General features: G+C 68.2%; 10 protein-coding genes and 1 riboswitch. Of the genes, 5 read left to right on the forward strand and 5 right to left on the reverse strand.

The window, feature by feature from the left end:
• Nucleotides 1-31: 31 nt before the first annotated feature.
• The gene (locus KA419_10090; protein ID MBP7866288.1) at nucleotides 32-985 is read right to left on the reverse strand and encodes a TIGR04222 domain-containing membrane protein; all 954 of its coding nucleotides are present in this window, start codon (nucleotides 983-985) and stop codon (nucleotides 32-34) included.
• 237 nt (nucleotides 986-1,222) lie between these two features.
• On the opposite strand from KA419_10090, the gene KA419_10095 reads away from it, so the two are divergent.
• Together KA419_10095 and pulA are read left to right on the forward strand one after the other, a co-directional pair.
• A complete protein-coding gene (locus KA419_10095; GenBank protein ID MBP7866289.1) occupies nucleotides 1,223-2,299 on the forward strand; it encodes a peptidase M35 in 1,077 nt (358 codons plus the stop codon).
• Nucleotides 2,300-2,532: 233 nt separating this feature from the next.
• Complete coding sequence (gene pulA / locus KA419_10100) at nucleotides 2,533-5,517, forward strand: type I pullulanase (protein MBP7866290.1); 2,985 nt, start codon at nucleotides 2,533-2,535, stop codon at nucleotides 5,515-5,517.
• Nucleotides 5,518-5,821: 304 nt separating this feature from the next.
• On the opposite strand, the gene KA419_10105 is transcribed toward pulA, so the two are convergent.
• Nucleotides 5,822-6,469 (reverse strand): methyltransferase domain-containing protein, encoded by a 648-nt coding sequence (locus tag KA419_10105; protein ID MBP7866291.1) that lies wholly within the window; start codon nucleotides 6,467-6,469, stop codon nucleotides 5,822-5,824.
• Nucleotides 6,470-6,879: 410 nt separating this feature from the next.
• On the opposite strand from KA419_10105, the gene KA419_10110 reads away from it, so the two are divergent.
• Both KA419_10110 and KA419_10115 read left to right on the forward strand, forming a co-directional pair.
• The gene (locus tag KA419_10110) at nucleotides 6,880-8,382 is read left to right on the forward strand and encodes a DUF1566 domain-containing protein (protein MBP7866292.1); all 1,503 of its coding nucleotides are present in this window, start codon (nucleotides 6,880-6,882) and stop codon (nucleotides 8,380-8,382) included.
• A gap of 165 nt (nucleotides 8,383-8,547) precedes the next feature.
• Nucleotides 8,548-9,285, forward strand: coding sequence for a tetratricopeptide repeat protein (locus tag KA419_10115; protein MBP7866293.1), 738 nt, complete (start codon nucleotides 8,548-8,550; stop codon nucleotides 9,283-9,285).
• 147 nt (nucleotides 9,286-9,432) lie between these two features.
• On the opposite strand, the gene KA419_10120 is transcribed toward KA419_10115, so the two are convergent.
• From KA419_10120 to KA419_10130, 3 genes are all read right to left on the reverse strand, one after another.
• The gene (locus KA419_10120; GenBank protein ID MBP7866294.1) at nucleotides 9,433-13,122 is read right to left on the reverse strand and encodes a hypothetical protein; all 3,690 of its coding nucleotides are present in this window, start codon (nucleotides 13,120-13,122) and stop codon (nucleotides 9,433-9,435) included.
• Nucleotides 13,123-13,406: 284 nt separating this feature from the next.
• Complete coding sequence (locus tag KA419_10125; protein ID MBP7866295.1) at nucleotides 13,407-13,787, reverse strand: type II toxin-antitoxin system prevent-host-death family antitoxin; 381 nt, start codon at nucleotides 13,785-13,787, stop codon at nucleotides 13,407-13,409.
• A gap of 122 nt (nucleotides 13,788-13,909) precedes the next feature.
• Nucleotides 13,910-15,994: a TonB-dependent receptor gene (locus tag KA419_10130; GenBank protein ID MBP7866296.1), complete on the reverse strand. Its 2,085-nt coding sequence runs from the start codon at nucleotides 15,992-15,994 to the stop codon at nucleotides 13,910-13,912.
• Between the two features lie 108 nt (nucleotides 15,995-16,102).
• A riboswitch (cobalamin riboswitch) is annotated at nucleotides 16,103-16,290 on the reverse strand.
• A 352-nt stretch (nucleotides 16,291-16,642) separates the two neighbouring features.
• Between KA419_10130 and KA419_10135 the strand changes: the two genes are divergently transcribed.
• Nucleotides 16,643-18,895, forward strand: coding sequence for a formylglycine-generating enzyme family protein (locus KA419_10135; protein MBP7866297.1), 2,253 nt, complete (start codon nucleotides 16,643-16,645; stop codon nucleotides 18,893-18,895).
• Nucleotides 18,896-18,960: the final 65 nt, after the last annotated feature.

Below are 18,960 nucleotides of genomic sequence, written 5' to 3' on the forward strand. Positions count from 1 at the left end.
TTGGGGGAAATCGCACGGGAGGGCTGCCGGGTCAGCCGCCGCAGCCGCCGCCGCACCCTCCGCCGCAGCCGCCCCCGCAGCCGCTTCCGCAGCCGGAACTGGTGGACGAGGAGGGCTCCACCCACCGCAGGGTGGAACCGATCCGGTCGTACGCCGTCCCGGCCAGCACGCCGGTGCCCCCCGCGGCCATGGCCATCCAGAAAACGGCTTCCGTGGACGGGGCCCCGAGGCCGCGGACCATGCGAACGGCATCCCGGGTGTCCCCGCGGACCCTCTTCAGGAAACGGCGGCCCTCGGGGGTCGCCCGGGGGACCTGGAGGACGAAAGCCAGGGCCACGGGAAGGACGAACAGGAGGAGGAAGAGGTACCCCACGTTGGAGCGGCCGACGGAAAAAGCCCCCACCAGGCGCGCCAGGCCGACACCGAAGATCGTGAGGACGCCGAACCACAGGAGGGTCTGGAGGGGGCGGCGCTGGTCCGGGGTGGGGGAAAGCCCCGCCGCCTCCAGCTCGCGGCGGATCGGAACGCTGAGTTCGGCCACCCGCGTCTTCGCGGTCTTTTTCAGGTCCGCGAAGGTCGACTGGTCGGCGGCGGCGCACACGGCCGCGTCGATGGCGTCCAACCGCTCCAGGACGCCGGGGTCCGTCGGGCGGTCGACGAAGTCCACGCGTTTGCCGTCGGCCGACAGCAGGCCCATGCTGCAGAGCCTGAGGACCGCCGTCTCGATGACGGCATCCTCCCCTCCCCGGAGATAGGCCACGGTGTAAAGCCCGGGGTAGACCGACATCCGGGCGGGGTACCGCGACAGGATGACGTGGCGCACCAGGTAACCCACCACGAGGAGGCCGAGGAAGAGCACGACGTAGAACCCCAGGAAATCCGGGCCGTCCAGCCACCCCAGGAAGGGATTCCGGGCGGTCTCGGGAACCGGCGCCGCGAGGGCCGTGCTCAGGGGCGGTATCGTTGGGGAAGCGAGCTGAATCATGAGAAGGATCCCCGGGAGGGTGCTCGACGTTTTCCTTTACCTGCGATTCTCCCCCAATCTACCACAAGACCCCGGCACAGACAAGCGGGACGAAAAGGGGAACACCCTCCCCGTTCGGTGTCGCACGACACGGAACCGGAAAAATCCACCCGAATACAACCAAAGGTGTATTGACTTCGAAAACGCCGTTCCGATACACTTATGTCAAATTTGATCTCTTCCAAGGAGGAAGGCCGCATGAAACGCACGACTGTCCTGATTCTGATGGTTCTTGCTCTGGCTTTCACGGGGGTGGGTCTGGCGGAGCAGCAGGGCCGTGACCGGGGTCCCGAATTCTCGACCCGCGTGGAGACGCTGCCGTGGTACACGCCTGCCGAGCCCATGAACGTGAGATTCACGCTGGAAAACGGCAGCGCCGAGGCCCTCTGGGTGCTGCGCTGGCAACTGCCTTCCGACGACATCGACGCCAACCTCTTCGAGGTCACGTGCAACGGCAAGCCCGTGACCTACACCGGCCCGCTCGTCAAGCGGGCCGCCCCGACGGCCGAGGACTACGTCCTGGTCAACCCCGGCGAGGCGCTCTCCGTCCTGTTCGACCCCTCCGCCGTCTACGACATGACGGCCCAGGGCCAGTACACCATCAAGTACCGGGTGCAGGGCCTCTATGCCCGCAAGGAAGCCCCCGGCGCCGACCAGCCCTCCTTCCCCGCCGAGCGCGCGCGGGTGATGGCGGCCCAGCCGGCCGGCTTCTGGTTCGAGGGGATCGAGAAACCCCAGACGCCGCCCTCGGTGTTCGAGCCCACCCTCATGGGCATCGGCGGCTACACCAAGTGCACCACCTCCCAGCAGAGCACCCTGGTGACGGCGCACAACAACGCCAAGACCATCGCCAGCAAGGCCCAGTCCCACCTGGCGGCCAACCCGAACGGCAGCAGCCTCTACACCTACTGGTTCGGCACGTACAGTTCCTCCCGCTTCAACACGGTGAAGAGCCACTATGCCTCCGTCTACGACGCGTTCGCCAACAAGTCGGTGACCTACAACTGCAGCTGCAAGCAGAACTACTACGCCTACGTCTACCCGACCAAGCCCTACACCATCTACCTCTGCAAGGTGTTCTGGCAGGCCCCGGCCCTCGGCCGTGACTCCAAGGCCGGCACCCTGGTCCACGAGATGACCCACTTCAACGTCACCTGCGGGACCGACGACTACGTCTACGGCGCCACCGGGGCCCACAACCTGGCCGTGTCCGACCCGGCCAAGGCCGTCGACAACGCCGACAACCACGAGTACTTCGCCGAGGACCAGCCCTGATCCCCGGCACAGCCTAAACGGTCCGATTCGGGCGGGAACGATGGTTTCCCGCCCTTTTTTATTGGGAAACCCCACGACACGAGGGATATTGTTCCAGGGACCCTCGCCGATCCCTTCCCCGTGTACCCTTGCGCCCCCGTGTTGCCTTGTCAGCCCCTGTTCCCTTGTTTTCCGGCGGCGGTTGGGGTAGAAAGGGGGGGCGACCGATTCGCCGGATATCAGGAGGTCAAGCGATGCGTTCGTTCTTTCCCTGGTTGACCCTGTTGCTCCCGCTCTCCCTGGCGGCGACCCCGACGGACACACCCGCCCCGGACCGGAAACCCGTCATCTTCTGCGCCCGGGCCGGCGTCGATTTCGGAACGGTCCTGCAGGGGCGGAAAGTCAGCCACACCTTCGTGGTGGAGAACCACGGGGACGCCCCCCTCAACATCTCCGGCGTGGTCCCCAACTGCAACTGCACCACGGCGGACATCACCCGGCAGATCGTCGAGCCCGGGACCAGCGCCTTCGTCCGGGCCGTCTTCGATTCCTCCGAGTTCGACGGGCCCGTGGGCAAAACCATTTTCGTGTCCAGCGACGACCCCGAACGGCCCACCCTCAACCTGGATTTCAAGGCGAACGTCCTCCGGCCCTACACCACCGAGCCCTACCCCGCCGACTTCCGTCGGGTCAGCCGCAACGCCGATTTCGAGATGAAACTGGCCTTCCGGGGCCGCGAGGGGCGGCAAGGCGCCATCCGCTCCGTGTCGGTGGAGAAGGCGACCTGTTTCGAGGCCCGCTTCACACCCGGGACCGACGCGGGGCCCGCCGTCGTCGTGCTCCGGCTCAAACCCGGCGCGCCGCCCCACGCCGTGGAGGCCACCCTCGTGGTGACCGTGGACGACCCGGAGTTCCCCGTCGTGCGCATCCCGCTCCGCGGGCAGTTGCTGGACGACGTCACGGTCTTCCCCGCGGCGCTCGACTTCGGCACCCTGGAACCGGGGGCCGCCTTCCCCCGCAAGGTTTTCGCCCTCGTCGCCAATCCCGCCGTCACGCTCCGAACGGTGGAGTTCACCCCCCCGTTCTTTTCCGCCACCGTCGCGAAACGGGCGTCGACCCTGTCGGCCGGGCCCGCCGGGGCCGCGCCCGAACCCGAAGCCGTCGAAGTCTCGGTGAGCGTCAAGCCCGATGCGCCCCCGGGTCCGGTCAAGGGTTCCATGGCCCTGAAGACCGACAGCCGGGAACAGCCCGTGATCACCCTCCCCCTGGCCGGGGCGGTGGCCGCCGTCGCCCCGCCGCTGGACCTCGACGCCGTGAGGCGCCACGGGTCCGACCGCTACGACGGGAACGACCTGGGGTGCACGTGGACGGCGGCGGAGACCGGTTTCAAGCTGTGGGCGCCTACTGCCCGGAGCGTGGACGTCCTGCTCTTCCCCGGCCCCGCCGCCCCCGGCTTCACCCGTCATGCCATGACGCGGGGGCCTGCCGGCACGTGGTCGCTGGCCCTCCCCGGAGACCATGAGGGGAAGTACTACCTCTACGAGACCGTGTTTGCGAGGGCCGGGAACGCGGGGGGCACCGTCACGTTCCGGGTGAATGACCCCTGTGCCCGGGGCTGCTCCGCCAACTCCGGGCGGACCCTGATCTACGACCCCCGGAAGACCGACCCCCCGGGGTGGGCGAAGGACCGCCCCGTCACCCTGCACTCCCCCACCGACGCCGTGATCTGCGAGATGCACCTGCGGGACGTCTCCATCCACCCCTCGTCCGGGGTCCCGCCGGCCCACCGGGGGAAGTACCTGGGGGCGGTGCAGGGCGGCACCCGGTCTCCCGAGGGCCTGGCCACGACCCTCGACCACCTGGCGGAGCTGGGCGTGACCCACGTCCACCTGCTCCCGACCTTCGACTACGGCACCGGGGACGAGACCGAGCCCGCCGCCCGCTACACCTGGTACAACTGGGGCTACGACCCCGTCCTGTACAACGCGCCCGAGGGCTCCTACGCCTCCGACCCCGACGGCACGGCCCGCCAGCGGGAGTTCAAGCAGATGGTCCAGGCCTTCCACCGCCGGGGGATCGGCGTGGTGCTGGACTGCGTCTACAACCACACCTTCCGGACGGGGGGCGACCCCTTCTCCGTCTTCGACAAGGTCTTTCCCGGCTACTACTACCGCTTCAACCCCGACGGCACCTACGCCGACGGGAGCCAGTGCCGCAACGAGGTGGCCTCGGAGCGGCCCATGGTGCGGAAGTTCATCGTGGACTCCATCCGGCACTGGCTCGAGGAGTACCACGTGGACGGGTTCCGCTTCGACCTCATGGGCCTCATGGACCGGGAGACCATGCTGGAGCTGGCCCGGGAAGCCCGCCGGGTCAACCCGGGCGTCCTCCTCTACGGCGAGGGGTGGGACATGGGGTCGATCCTGAAACCGGATGAGAAGTTCAAGCAGGCCAACGTGGGCGGCACCGGCGTCGCGGCCTTCAATGACGGGATCCGGGACAACCTCAAGGGCGACGTGTTCGACGCCGCCTCGAAGGGCTTCGTCCAGGGCGCCGGCCCCTGGCTGGACATGGACCGCCTGAAGAAGCACGTCCTGGGCGCGGGGACCGGGCGGGACAAGACGGACATCCCCGTCCGTTCCCCCACCGAGACCGTCAACTACGTCTCCTGCCACGACAACCTCTGCCTGATGGACAAGCTGAAGGCCTCCGTCCCGGACGCGGCGCCGGGGACCCGGGTCCGGATGGCCTGCCTGGCCCACGCCGTGGTCCTGACTTCCCAGGGCATCCCCTTCCTCCACCTGGGCGACGACTTCGGCCGGAGCAAGAACGGCGTCGAAAACTCCTTCAACAACAACGACCCGGCGGTGAACCCCGTGGACTGGTCCCTCAAGGCCGCCAACCGGGAAATGTTCAACTTCCACCGGGGGCTCGTCGCGCTGCGGAGGGCCCACCCCGCCTTCCGGATGAGCGTCGCCTCGGTGGTGGGCCGGCACGTCCGGTTCCTGGAGGGCCTGCCGGAGAACGTCCTGGCCTACGTCCTCCACGGCCGGGCGAACGGCGACCCCTGGGCGGAGATCCTCGTGGCCTTCAACGGGACCGCCGCCCCGCAGACCCTGGCGGCGCCGGGCCGGTGGGAGGTGGTCGTGGACGGGCTGTCCGCGGGGACGAAAACGTTGTCGACGGCGAAGGACACCGTGAAGATCGCCCCGTTCTCGGCCCTGGTGGCGCACCGGTAGCCGCCCGCCGGCGTGCGGCGGCGGCAATCGTCGGAATCCCGTCAGAGCCGCGCGCGTAAGCAAGCGGTAAATGCTATTTATTTAACCGCTTGCTTACGCGCGCGGCTCCGACTCGTTTCGGGCCCGGGCCTTGGTGAGTTTGTTGTTCAGTCGTCGAGAGCCCCGCGAAAAGTGCCTTCACCCTTCGGATGATGGCCTGAAAATGGCTTTACAGACACTTCTCCGTTTGGTTTCCGGCTTTTTGCGGCCTTGTCGGCCAGTGACCGACCCGCGTCGGGACGACGCGTGCGAACCTTGGGCGGGCTCAGGTTTTCCGGCCCATGGCGAAGATCCGCTCGTTGCGGATCTCGAAGTCGTAGGGATTCCTCCGCTCCAGAAAATCGACCGCGAAACCGGCGCCCGTGAAGAGACCGGCGATCTCCGCTTCCGTGAACAGGGCGAAGTAGATCTCGGTTTCGATCCCCAGCAGGTCTCCGGCCATACCTTCGGTGTCCCCGGCCTTGACGGCGACCAGGAGGGAGCCCCCCGGCTTCAGGACCCGTCGGAATTCGGTAAAATACCTGGAAGCAAAACGCTTGGGTGCATGGATGATGGAATAGTAAGCGAGGATGCCGTCGAAGGAATCACCGGGGAAGCGCATGCCCGCCATGTCCTCGCGCCGGAAGTGCATGCCCGGGTGAAGCGACCGGGCGAGGGCGACGCAGCGGTCGGAGATGTCCACGCCGACCACGTTCAACCCCTTGTCGAAGAGGTAGCGGCCGAGGTGCCCCGACGGGCCGCACCCGGCGTCGCAGATCGACGAGCCGGGTGGAAAGCGGCCGGCGAAGGCGTCGAGCAGGTCGCGGTCGTAGGCCTTTGTCCTCAGTTCGTCGGCGAAGCGCTGATGGTAGGTTTCCGCGGCAAGGTTGTAGGCCTGGCGCGTTTTCCCGTGAATCTGCCGCAGGTGGGGCACAACCGGATCCTCGACTGATGATGGGGCCCACCTCTCGCGGAGAAGACCGCGAACCCGGCCGAGATGCCGGAGGTGGCCGAAGCCCGTCGCTCTCCTCAGTCTGCATCGGCTTCCGGGCGATTGACAAGCTTTTTCTGCGGTCGAACGGGAAGCCCGTCGATCGAGGGCCCGGCGAGCGGGACGGCCAGGGGTGGCCCCAGGCTGAACCGGGTGGCTCCCGCCGGCATCGGGGGCTCGGAGGGGGAAGGGCTCCGGCAGGCATGGTCGAGTCACCGGGCCGGAATCGACGGATGTTGCCGGAGGGTGTGAAACAAGGCCTCCCTCGGCGGGTTAGAAGGAGCGGGGGAGCCCGGCGGAGGGTCATCCCGTCTGAAGGGCCCCCGGGGGGAATCCCGAGTGGAGCGTTCTTCATGAACAACCCGATTGCGTTGGAAATCCTGGCGGTGATGTTTCTCCTGGCGCCATCCGTCACCGCGGCCCAGGGTGCGGCGGCAGTCCCACCGGCCCCGGCCGCGTCGCTGCCGTACCCCATCGTCGACACCGGCCAGGTCACGTGCTACAACAACGCGTCCCCGATCGCGGCCCCGTCCGCCGGCCAGCCCTTCCACGGGCAGGACGCCCAGATCGCCGGGCGGCAGCCGTCCTACACCCTCGGCGCGGACGGCCTGACGGTGGCGGACAACGTCACGGGACTCACGTGGCAGCGCAGCCCGGACACCAACGGGGACGGCGTCATCAACGTCAGCGACAAGTTCACCTGGGCCCAGGCGCAGTCGCGGCCCGCGGCCCTCAACGCGGCGCACTACGGGGGTTTTGACGACTGGCGCCTCCCCACCATCAAGGAACTCTACTCGCTGATGAACTTCAACGGCGGAGACCCGAGCGGTTACAACGGCACCGACACCTCCGGCCTGACCCCCTTCATCGACACCGACTCCTTCGATTTCGCCTACGGCGACACCAGCGCCGGCGAGCGGATCATCGACGCCCAGTACGCGTCGTGCACCCTCTATGTCTACACTGCCGGCGGGACGAAAACGAAACTTTTCGGGCTCAACCTGGCCGACGGCCGGATCAAGGGGTACGACCTTCAAATGCCGGGTGGGGCGGAGAAGACCTTCCTCGTCCAGTGCGTGCGGGGCAACCCGGATTACGGCGTCAACCACTTCGTGGACAACGGCGACCAGACCGTCACCGACCTGGCCACGGGCCTGATGTGGTCCAGGGCCGACAGCGGCGCCGCCCTGAACTGGCAGGACGCCCTGGCCTGGGTGCAGGCGAGGAACGCGGCCAATTTTCTGGGGCACTCCGACTGGCGCCTGCCCAACGCCAAGGAACTCCAGTCGATCCTGGACTACACCCGCTCGCCGGACACCAGCGGCACCGCGGCCATCGACCCCGTGTTCGCCGCGACCGCCTTCGTCGACGAGGGCGGCGCGGCCGACGCCCCCTGGTACTGGACCGGGACCACCCACACCACCTGGAACGGCATGGGCGCCAACGCCGTCTACCTGTGCTTCGGCCGGGCGGGAGGGTGGCAGAAGTCGCCCCCCTCCGCCGCGTGTTACACCCTCTTCGACGTCCACGGCGCGGGCGCCCAGCGCAGCGACCCGAAGACCCTCGGCGGCCGGGTGGTCATCGGCACCGCCTGCGCCGGCGGCACGGCCTACGGTCTCGGCCCGCAGGGGGACGTGCAGCGGGGGGTGAACTTCGTCCGCCTGGTGAGGGACGCGGGGTCGGCGCCCACCGTGGGCGACCTGAACGCCGACGGCGCCGTGAACGCCGCCGACCTGGCCCTCCTGGCGGGCATCCTGGCCGGAAACGTGACGACGGCGCCGTCCGCGGCCGACGTCAACCAGGATGCCGCCGTCAACGTCATCGACCTGGTGGACCTGGTTCGCCTGGTGCTCTGAACCCAGCCCGGATGAAACGGAAACACCCGGCCGCCGGCGGCGTATACCCTGCGAGGACGGGCTTGACCGGGGCGAAAATCGGCGTTACAGTGAAATCAGGGGCAGTTTTCGGCGCATCCCGGCCGGTTGCCCGTTCATCCAATGTTTCGTCCGGGGAGGTGGAACATGTGGATCAACCATTTGCGTCTTTTCCTCTTCACGTTCATCTTCGGGGTTTTGTGGGGCGCCGGGTCCGTTGCGGCCGCGGCGGAGGACGTGTCCTCCGCCGGCCTGATGGACGCCGGGCGAATCCGGATCGCCCAGAAGAAACCCCTCGAGGCCGTGAAGTATCTCCAGCGGGCCCTGAAGGAGGACCCGAAGAATGCGGAGGCATCCAACCTGCTCGGGGTCGCCTACCTCCAGGTCCATTCCGTGGACACCGCCCTGTCCTATTTCCGGCGGGCGGCCAGGCTCGACCCGGAGGACTCCCGCTTCTACAACAACACGGGCACCGCCTACCACTTCAAGAAAGACTACAAGGCGGCCGTGAAGTACTACAAGAAAGCGCTGGAGAAGCAAGCCGACTACCTGCTCGCCCTGTGCAACCTCGCCAACGCCTACTTCGCCATGAAGAAGAACCTCCAGGCCGTCGACGTCCTGCACCGGATCGTGCAGCTGGACCCCGGGTACCTGGTTCGCCAGCAGGAGAGCACCCTGCTGGGCGTGGGCGACCTGGACATGGCCGAGCGGTACTTCTACCTGGCCAAGCTTTACATCCAGGCGGGCGACAAGGACCGGGCGATCCTTTTCCTGCAGAAGAGCCTCGAGGCGGGGTTGAGAAACCGGGGGCGTCTCCAGAGGGACAAGGACTTCGACCCCCTGGCGGGCGACCCCCGCTTCGCGGAGCTGATCCGGAAAAAGTGACCCCGGCGGATCATCGACCTCCGGCCGACGGCTCAATCAAGGGATTTCACTCCTCTTGAGATTCGTTCTCCGCCTCCTGGAGTTCCCGCACCTATACCTGTCGACGGCGCCTTCACCCCGAACCGGCGCCGCGCCCGCGGTCCCGCCCTACTCGACATCCCCTTCCTCCGCCCAGCGGTCCGGGGCGTTCAACGCGTGCTGAAACCGCGGGCCCGCCGGGCGGCTGGGGCCGCTTTTCGAGGGACGCGGGCGCTCAGGGTACCAGGGGCCGGCGGCGGTGCGCACGTAGACGGGCACACCGGCCACCAGCGTGAGCGTGGGGCGGAACTTCTCGATGAACGCGTTGAGGGTCGCGACCCGCGAGGCGTCGTCGGTCCCCTCGGGAATCCGGGACAGGTCCTCCAGGGTCCAGCCAGTCGGCCCCTTGATCGCGAAGGGGTTGGCCATCCACACCGCCACGTCGGCGAAGTACCCGAGGCTCCCGCTGCCGGTCGCCGGCAGGGCGAAGGCGCCCAGGCGGTCCTCCCACCCCGCGCCGTAGGCCCCCCAGAAGGTCATCGCCGTGAGGGCCTGCTCCAGGGTCAGGGCCATGGGGTTGGTGGAGGTTCCCGCCAGAAGGCCCCAAGGTTGATAGGCCTTTCCCGCGAGGTAGTCCACGGGGTAGGTCTCGGGCTCCGCCCCGACCTGGTCCACCCAGTGTGACGGGTCCCGTTCCACCGGGGTCCGGGCCACCGCGCCGATGAGGGTCATGGCGGGCCGGGGGTCGCGGACGGCGGGAGGGTCGGTGTTGAGGATCAGCGGCATGTCCTGGTCGCGGAAGAGCTGGAGCGGCACCCCGTGCTCGGCGCGGGGGTAGTCGGGCTCGCCCAGCCAGGTGCCGGGCGGGTCGTCGTGCGGGATGGGCCAGAGTTCCTGCCCCGCCGGCAGGAGCGCTCGGAGCGTCGACCCGTCCAGCGCGATGAGGGCCGGCTGGGTGGAGCAGACGATGTTCCGCGCGTCGGGCGTGGTGGACGCGTCGATCCCGCCGGTCCCCTTGATGTCCTTGACCATCCGGCAGGAGACGTTCAGGAGGTGCTCGATGCGGAACCGCTCGTTTTCGAAAGTGCGGCGGATTTGCGACAGGTCGGCGTCCGCGGGGACCACGCCCCGCCAGTAGTCGGGCAGTTCGGCCCAGGTGGCGGGGAAGTTCGCCAGGTCCGCCTGGAGTTGCTTGATGGCGCCGACGTAGAGGTCCACGCCGGCGTCCCCCACGCAGTGGCAGACGAACTGGGAGGGCGTGGGGGGGGAAAGCGAGGAGCGCCGGGAGGTTTCGTACCAGACCTTCACCAGGGGGAGGAGCGTCTGCTTCCAGGCGTCCTTGGCTTGGGAAAGGACCGTGGTAATCTTGGCGGCCAGCTGGTCGCGCTGCGCCTGTGTCCCCCCGGGGACGTGAACCAGGTGGGCGAGGTCGGCCGAAAGGGTGGCCGTGTCCACCGTCTGGTTCAGCCATTCCATCACCCCTTTCTTCAGGAACGCGTAGTTCCCCGTCATGGTCCCCGTGTAGAAGGTCGATGCGGGGTCGGATTCCCGGACCAGCCAGTAGAGCACGCCCGTCTCCCGGCTGCTCAGTTCGCCCATCGGGATGTTGCTGGTCACCAGGAGGCCGAAGGTGTGGTTCACGAAGGTCACGGAGCCCCCGCCCTCGAGCGGGGTCACGGTGTTCTCGGTGATCCGGGTCATCGGGAAGGCGGCGCTGGAGAAAAAGGTTCGCGAGCCGGGCCCGCCGTCCATCTGGAGTTTCCAGCCGGTCCACTCCAGCCAGCCGGGGCTCTCCGGGTGGGCGGCCGGCGGGCGGTACCGGAGGACGTCGCGCCGGCTTTCACTCGCCTCGGACAGCTTCAGGATCTCCGTCACCTCGCCGGCGTTCTCCAGGTAGTAGTACATCCCCACCCGGAGGTTCAGCCCCCCGGTCGGTGTGGCGTACGGCACGCCCGACTCGGCGTAGTAATCCTCCCCCCCTGCGATGCGGTGGTTGTAGGAGAGGCCCTCGCAGGCGAGGAACTCCTCGGGGTTGTCGTCCCGGCGGTAGAACATAATGTCCTGGGTCCCGGTCAGGCCGTGCCGGTGGCACCAGGGCGCCAGGTTGCGCCGGTTCTGCATGCACTGCTCCACGCCCTGCGGATCAGCGGCGTAGCTCATCAGCATGTCGCGGAAGACGTAGTGCTCCCCGTACCCGGTGGGGCGCCAGGCCTGGGCGGTCGAATCGAGGAAGTACTGGGCGATGCCCCGGTCCGAGGCGTTGTACCAGTTGGTTCCGTAAGGGTTGTGGGGGTCCCAGTAGCCCGAGCCCAGCGGGTCGCTCCCGGGGGTTTTGCCGTAGTAGGCCGCCGCGGCGTTCCAGTCGGCGACCGGGATGCTCTCGACGATGGGGCGGTAGAAGGGCACGAGGGTCCGCGAAGAGCAGGGAATCGAAAGTTCGGCGAGGGTGTCCGCCAGGACGAGCCTACCCTTCAGGGTGCCCGTCGCCGCGGCCAGCGAGGACATGTAGAAGGGCACAATGGCGGTTCCCACCGGGCTTGTCTGGTTGAGGACCACGTCCACGACCCGGGGGAAGGTCTGCTCCGACAGCTGGGTGAAAGCCGGGGTCCCCGTCTGGACCTGGAAGGTCCACTCCTGTGTCCCGGATGCGGGCGGCGTCACCTCGAGCACGCTAACGGGGCCAAAGGCGAAGGCCGAGACGGTGCGCGCCTCCAGGTTGAAGGCGTCGAGGAGGGCGGAGTTGTACCAGCAGCTCTGACCGCTGGTGTGGACCATCAATACGCGATAGGAAGGGTAGGCCTGGCCTGGCCAGGTAGCAGGGTCTGACGTGCAGATGTTCGACGGGATGGTGAAGGGTCCCGCCGGGATCGCCCCGATCCGGTTGAGCAGGAAGTTCGGGTCGAAAACCCGCTCCAAGTCGGACCCGGTCCGCTTGTAGAGGAACGCCATGTTGTCGAGGCTCGTGGAGAACTCCTCCGTGGTGGTGCCGGTGTACCCGTGAAGAAGGATCTGGTCCCGCCCGACGTCCCGGAGAAAGTTGTTCGCGTCGGCCACGATCAGCCACATGGCTTCCCGGAGGCACTTGCGGGAAAAATCGCCGGGGTTGACGTAGTACTTCGGGTCGCTGACGTCGGCCCAGTACCCGAACTGCTCCCCCTCCGGCGGGAGCTTGCGCGACCAGCTGGTGACGTGGAAGTGCCCGTCGATGAGCCCGGGCGTCGCCACGGCCCCCTGGAGGTCGACCCACTGGCCGCCGGTCAGCAGGCCCTCGGGGACCCCCCGCGCCTGCCAGTAGGCGGCCAGCGCCGACGGGCTCAACCCCGGCGAGGGCGGGTGCTCCATCAGGGCGAGCGCCGGGTACTCCGAGAGGGGCTTGGCCACGGGGTTCGACGGGGAGGGGGTTCCCTCCATCGCCGGGTAGGTGCCGATGATCCGTCCCGTGTAGGGGTGGATGAGGAGCGCGTGGAGCACGTACAGCCGGTGGCGGTCGGCCGTGCTGTCCCCCTCCACGGCCTTGCGCGGGTGACTGGTGAGGAAATAGCCGTTGTAGAGACACCGGGCCCGGACGGGCAGGTACTCGGGCGTCAGGAAGAGCCGGAGCATGAGGAGGTCCACGATGTCCACCACCCCGTCCTCGGTGATGTCCGCTTCCAGAAGGGTCTCCGGATCGGCGAAAAAGGTCTCGGACAGGACCACGGACAGGGCCTGGCAGTCCCACTCGTTCACCATCCCGTCGTGGTTGAGGTCCCCCGGGATCGCCGCGAAAGCGACGGCCCCCGTAACCACCGCCGCCAGGAAAACGCAAACCCTTACCCTCATGGCTGCCTCCTTCCGGACAATACAGGAAATGAAAAGATCCCCGACCGGGTTCGGACATTCAATGGGAAACACTGAGATAATTATAATCCCCGATGGAGCTTGGAGCAAGCATCAAGATGCCGGGAGCGGCCGTCAATTCCTCCGTGTTTGCATGCGCTGTGTCGAGCGGCACCCGGTCTTTTCTTCCGGGGCGCACGGAGGGCCCGGAAACGGCGCGGGCCGGTCGTGGAGGCGACCTTTTCGATCGGGCCGGAGGATCCGTGGAACCAAGGAGATCATCCCCGTCATGCCGACGGTGTCGGGGTTTCCCATGGGTTGAGGAGGGGGACGTCAAAGGGGGCCAGGCCCGGCGCGTTTCGGGTGACGACCGTCAAACCATGGACCTTCGCCGTGGCAGCGATCATCCCGTCGACCGCCGGCGCCCGCTTCCCTTCCCGTTCCAGGTCTCTGGTTAACTCGAGTTCAACCCCGCACAGCGGCGAGGACCGAAAGAACTCCACGAGCCCCGTGGCCGGCCGCTTGAGACGCTGGTAGTCTTCGATGGAAATCACCACCGCGGTTTCCCTCCCGTGGCGCGTCACGACCTGGGTGCCGTCGTCCAGGGCCCGGTTGACCACCTCACTGAAGCGGTTCTTCGCCTCCTGCAGCGACCAGGTTTGCGGCATGGCACCCTCCTCTCGTCTAGCCTGTCTAGATTATGCCACCCAAAAAGGCAAGGGTCCACATCACTGCCCATGGTTCTCGCCGTCCTTTATGTCCTTTTGGTCCTTTAGGTCCCTTCGTCCTATCAGGGCTGAATCGATCCCGCGGGAGCGTGGCCGCTGCTTGCCCGTTCCTCGCTGACGCCCTGGCCGCTTCGCGACAAGGGCAGGCCGGGCCCCGCCGCCGCGGCAGCAGTGCCGGGACCCGTGCGGGCCCCGCCCCGGTCCAGAACGAGCCGCAGGCCGGCGCGCACCATGAAGGGCTCGGGGGTGTAGCCGTAGACGTCGGGCCGGCTGTTGTTGAAGAGGTTGTCGAGACGCACGTACAGTTCGGCGTGCTCGCCGACGCGCCGCGACACCGAGAGGTTGAGGACGGCGCGGGGGTCCAGCATCACCCGGGCGGCGGGCCAGGCGGTGTAGTCCATGTCCCAACGGGCGCCCCGGAGGAGGCCCTCCGCCGCCACGAACCAGTGCCGCGCGGGGCGGCACTCCACGCTGACGGCGGCGGTGTGGCGCGCCCGGCGGAGCAGTTCCTCGTCCGTGGCCAGGTTCACCGCGTCGGTGAAGGTGTAGGACCCACCCAGGGTCAGGTTGTCCCGGGCCGCCCATTTCGCTTCCAGTTCGATCCCCCGGGTCCGCGCCTTCCCGACGTTCTGGTAGCCGTCGACGAAGTCGATGAGGTGGTCGAAACGGTTGAGGAAGAACCCGGCGCTGAACTGGGCCCGGCCTGCCTGGAAATCCTGGACGATCCCGCCGTCGATGGACCAGCTCGTCTCGGGCGCCAGGTCGGGGTTGCCCACGCTGCCCCAGTCGGAAGGGGGGGCGTAGAGCTGGTAGAGGGAGGGGGCCTTGAAACCGGTTCCCACCGAGAAGCGCACCCGGGTGCCGGGCCCCGGAATGACGAGGACCGGTGACACCCGGAAGCTGGCGTGGGCGCCGAACCGGTCGTGGTGGTCCACCCGGGCGCCGCCCGTCACCGAGAAATGGCTCCCCCACTGGAAGCGGTCCTCCACGAAGAGGCCTTGCAGGCCGGCTGCCTGGTCCGCGAAGTCGGCGGTGTAGGGCCCCCAGGGTCCCTCGGAGGCGTAGCGGGAGTGGCCCTGTTCCCGGGAGTACTCGTAGCCGAAGGAGAGGTAGTGGTTGCGAAACCGGGACAGGTCGCCCTGCCAGCGGAACTTCTTCCGGATCCCCCGGTAGAGCGCCTCGGAGGAGCTGCCGACGTGGTCCGAATCCTCGGGGTCCAGGTACTCCCGGCGGGTGTCGAGGTAGGAAAAGCTCGCGCGGTGCGAGAAAACGCCGGTGCCGGGGGTGTGGCGCAACTCGCCGGAGAGGGCCAGTTCCCGGCCCTCGGCGCGGTAGTTCGGGTCGTCCCCGAAGGCGCCGCCGAAGGCGTCCAGGTCCTGGCGGTAGCGGTTCCCGTGCACCGCGAAGGCGGTCTCGAAGCCGCGCCCCAGCGCCCGTGAGAGCCGGGCGTTGAGGGAACTCACCCCCTGGCCGTCCGTCTCGTGGTTCCCGAAACTCTCGCCGGCCGCGGACCACCCGCTCAGTTGCTCTCGGGAGGCGCCGGCGGCGTAGCGAAAGCCCGCCGCCTCGCCGGCGGCTTCGACCCGCGCCTGGAACCAGGTGAAGCGCCCGCCTTCCACCTGGGCCGTGTAAAGCCCCTTGCCGCCGCCCGGACGGGTGATGATGTTCACGATGCCGCCCATGGCGTCGGAACCGTGAACCATGCTCTGGGGGCCCCGGACCACCTCGATGCGGTCCACGTTGTCCAGGGTGAGGAGACCGAACTCGAAGCCGCGGCCGGGGGTCATGGGGTCGTTGAGCTCCACGCCGTCCACCATCACCACCGTCTGCTCGGACTGGGCCCCGCGGATCATCACCGTGGAGGCGCCGCCCGCCCCGGTGGAGTTCACCTGGAGCCCCGGCACCGACGCCAGGGCCTCCGTGACGGTCCGGCAACCCTTCCGGGCCAGGTCCTCACGGGTGAGGACGGTGACGGCGCTGCCGGCCCACTCCAGGGGGACCTCCCGGCACGAGGCCGTCACGATCACGGTCTCCTCGATGCGGGGGACCTCGTCGCCCTCCGCGGGGGCCGTGTCCTGGGGGAGGGAAAAGGCGGGAAGACAGGCAACCAGGAATGTAAGAGCCAGAAAAATGCGACCGATCCTCATGGCCGACTCCTTTGTGGAATGGGCGGCTTTCAGCGGGGGTGGTCGCGGGAAGGGCTGAGCGGGAGGTTTTCCGGACAGTCCGACACGGATTCCATGTCCCCGTGAAATCCGAACGTCCGATCGGCAGGCAGGTCTTCTGGCTCCCGGATCCTCCTCGCTCTCCGCCCCTTCCCATCCCGTTTCCGGAACAGTGGTCCTGGCGGGGCTCGTCCCCGGTCACAGCGGCGGGCCCGCGGTGGCTTCTCACCACGCTTCCCTATCAAACCCCGAAGGGTACCTCCCGATCCAAAGAACGCGGGGGGATTCTATGCCCCCCTCCCCCTGAAGTCAAGGCGGATGTCAAGGCCCCGACCGGAACCGCTCGACCGCATGCTTACGCGCGCGGGTCTGACGGGATCCCGCCGGAATCGCCTGGCCGCTTGCTTACGCGCGCGGCTCTGATGGGCACCGGCCGGGAGGAGGGCTATCCCGTCTTCCCCGTTGCAAACGGGGACAATTGGGGGGGGGAATCCCGCACGATTGTCCGTCCAATCCCTGCGAGGCCGTCACCGGGCCGGAAGAGGGCCCGGCCGCATCCGGTCGTCCGGCATCGGCTTCCGCCGGGTTCGGACCCTGCCCTGAACGATGGGCTGGAAGGAGGAATTTCTGATGAAAACGATGTCCAAGGTGTTCTTCATGCTGTTCCTGTGCCTCGGGTTCGCGATGCCCCCCGTGTGGGCCCGGACCGACACCTGGTGCCCCCTGGTCAGGGCGTCGGGGGGGTGGACCACCGGCCTTTCCGTCTTCAACAGCGCGGAAGAAACGGTCTTTTTCACCCTCCACCGTTACGGTCAATCCGGGTTGCCCGTCGGTCGCTCCCTCATCTTCTCCGTCGGCCCGGTGTCGTGGGCCCCGGTGCCCGCCTCCGCCATGAACTTCGAGGGGACGGCCCGGGTGACCTCCCTGGACACCCTGCTGGTCAAGGTCGAATACCGGAGCGGGAGTTCGGCCGAAGGCCAAACGTTCTTCCTGGACGGCTTGACCACCGACCGGTGGGTCCTCCCCAACCTTCCCTCCCCGGAGTTCGATTCCATCGGTCTCACGGTGATGAACCCCACGGTGAAGCCCCTCGAGATCGAGGGCCTCGACGCCTGGAAGGCCGGGGCCTTCGTCGCCGGGACCGGCAGCGGGACGATCTCCCCCTTCTCGGGGCTGTCCTGGCTTTCGGACCAACTCATCCCCGGGCTGGGCTGCACGGACTTCGACGCGATCCTCGTCGACGCGGGGGGGGACAAGGTCCCCGCCCCGCTTGGGGTTGCGGGAAATACCGGCGACGGTCCGAGCCGCGTCTTCCCCGCCCTCCCGGCGAGACCCCGCCCCCTGGAATTCGCCGACGAGCAGTGCCGCGGGGAGTGGACCACCGACGCCTGGTGCGCTCACGTCACGGCCGCGGGCGGGATGAAGACCCGCGTGTCCGTCTACAACCCCGGGGCGGGGATGGCCTCGTACGCTTACAGCCGGCACGCCGCGGACGGGACGCTGCTGGGTTCCGTCTCGAACCTGACGATGGTTTCCCGCACGTGGCAGGACCTGCCCGCCTCGTCCCTGGCGTACGAGGGGACGCTGCGCCTGTGGTCCCCGTCACACCTGCTGGTCCGGGTGGCCTACGCGTACGGGGACAACCCCGAGGCTCCCGAGATCTACCTGGGCAGCGAGCGAGGGAGGCGCTGGACGTTCCCCATGCCCGAGAGCCCCGGGCTCGAGCCCCTGTCCGTGGCCTTCGTGAACCCGTCGCCGGAATCGAACTATTTCGCCCTGGTCCGCCTCTGGCGCCAGGGGGAGATCGTGGGCGCCGTCCAGCTGTCCCTGGGAAAAGGCCATCGAATCCTCCTGCCGGTGGCCGACGTCCCCCGCTGGGTGGACCTGGAGGACGTCGAGACCGTCACCGTGGAATGCGGGTTTCCACTGCCGGCCCCTCTCGGCCTGACCGCCGGCCCCGCGGGGGAGGCGCACCGGTTCTTCGCGGGCGTTCCCTGGCCGGTCAACGATTCCGGTTGGGGTTACGACCACGACGCGATCCTGGGGGATTTCAACTGCGTGCGTCACAACACGTTCCCACAGGGTTCACCCCCGGGTATCGAGGGGTGCCGGGGCGCGGACGAGACGCCGTTCGAGCACACCCTCCGGCGCTCCTTCGCGGCCATGGAGACCGAGGTGACCCGGGTGATGTGGGCCCTCCTCGGTGCTTCCGTCGGCATGGGGCTGCCGGCCGATCCCAGCACCGTCTTCCCCGGCAGCGACAACTCGCACCCCGTTCAGCGGGTCACGTGGCGCGAGGCCGTGCTCTTCGCCAACCTGATGTCCGGGGAGCGGGGTTTCAACCGCTGCTACTTCAAGGACGCGGCGCACCTCGTCCCGCTGGACACGGGCAACTACCTCACCGGGACGGTCTACTGCGACTTCGAGGCGAACGGGTACCGCCTCCCCACGGAAGGGGAGTGGGAGTGCCTGTGCCGTGCGGGGACGGTGGGCCCCTTCTGCTGCGCCGAGCCGGCCTATGCCGCGTCGAATTGCAGCCAGTTCTCCACCCCCGGGATGTACCCCGGGCTGGAAGGTTTCGCCTGGTTCCGGGCCAACGCCGGCGGGACCACCCACCCCGCGGGCGTCTCCGTGCCGGGCAATCACTGGGGGTTCGAGGACGTGCACGGGAACGTGGCGGAGTGGTGCTGGGACTGGTACGCCCCCTACCCGAGCGGCGACCAGACGGACTACAAGGGCCCCTCGAGCGGGACCACCCGGGTGATCCGCGGGGGTTACTGGGGCCAGGATGCCCGCAGCCTCCGCTCGGCGAACCGGGACGCGGCGCTCCCCACCGCCCGGTCGTCCGGCATCGGCTTCCGCCTGGTGCGCACGATCCCGTAAATCGCCCGACTTTCGATCGGATCATCCACCCCGGTCGTCCCGGGCGATGTCCCTGAAGCGATCGC

This window comes from Acidobacteriota bacterium (assembly GCA_018001935.1).
In the GTDB taxonomy this organism is placed as follows: Bacteria; Acidobacteriota; JAAYUB01; order JAAYUB01; family JAAYUB01; genus JAGNHB01.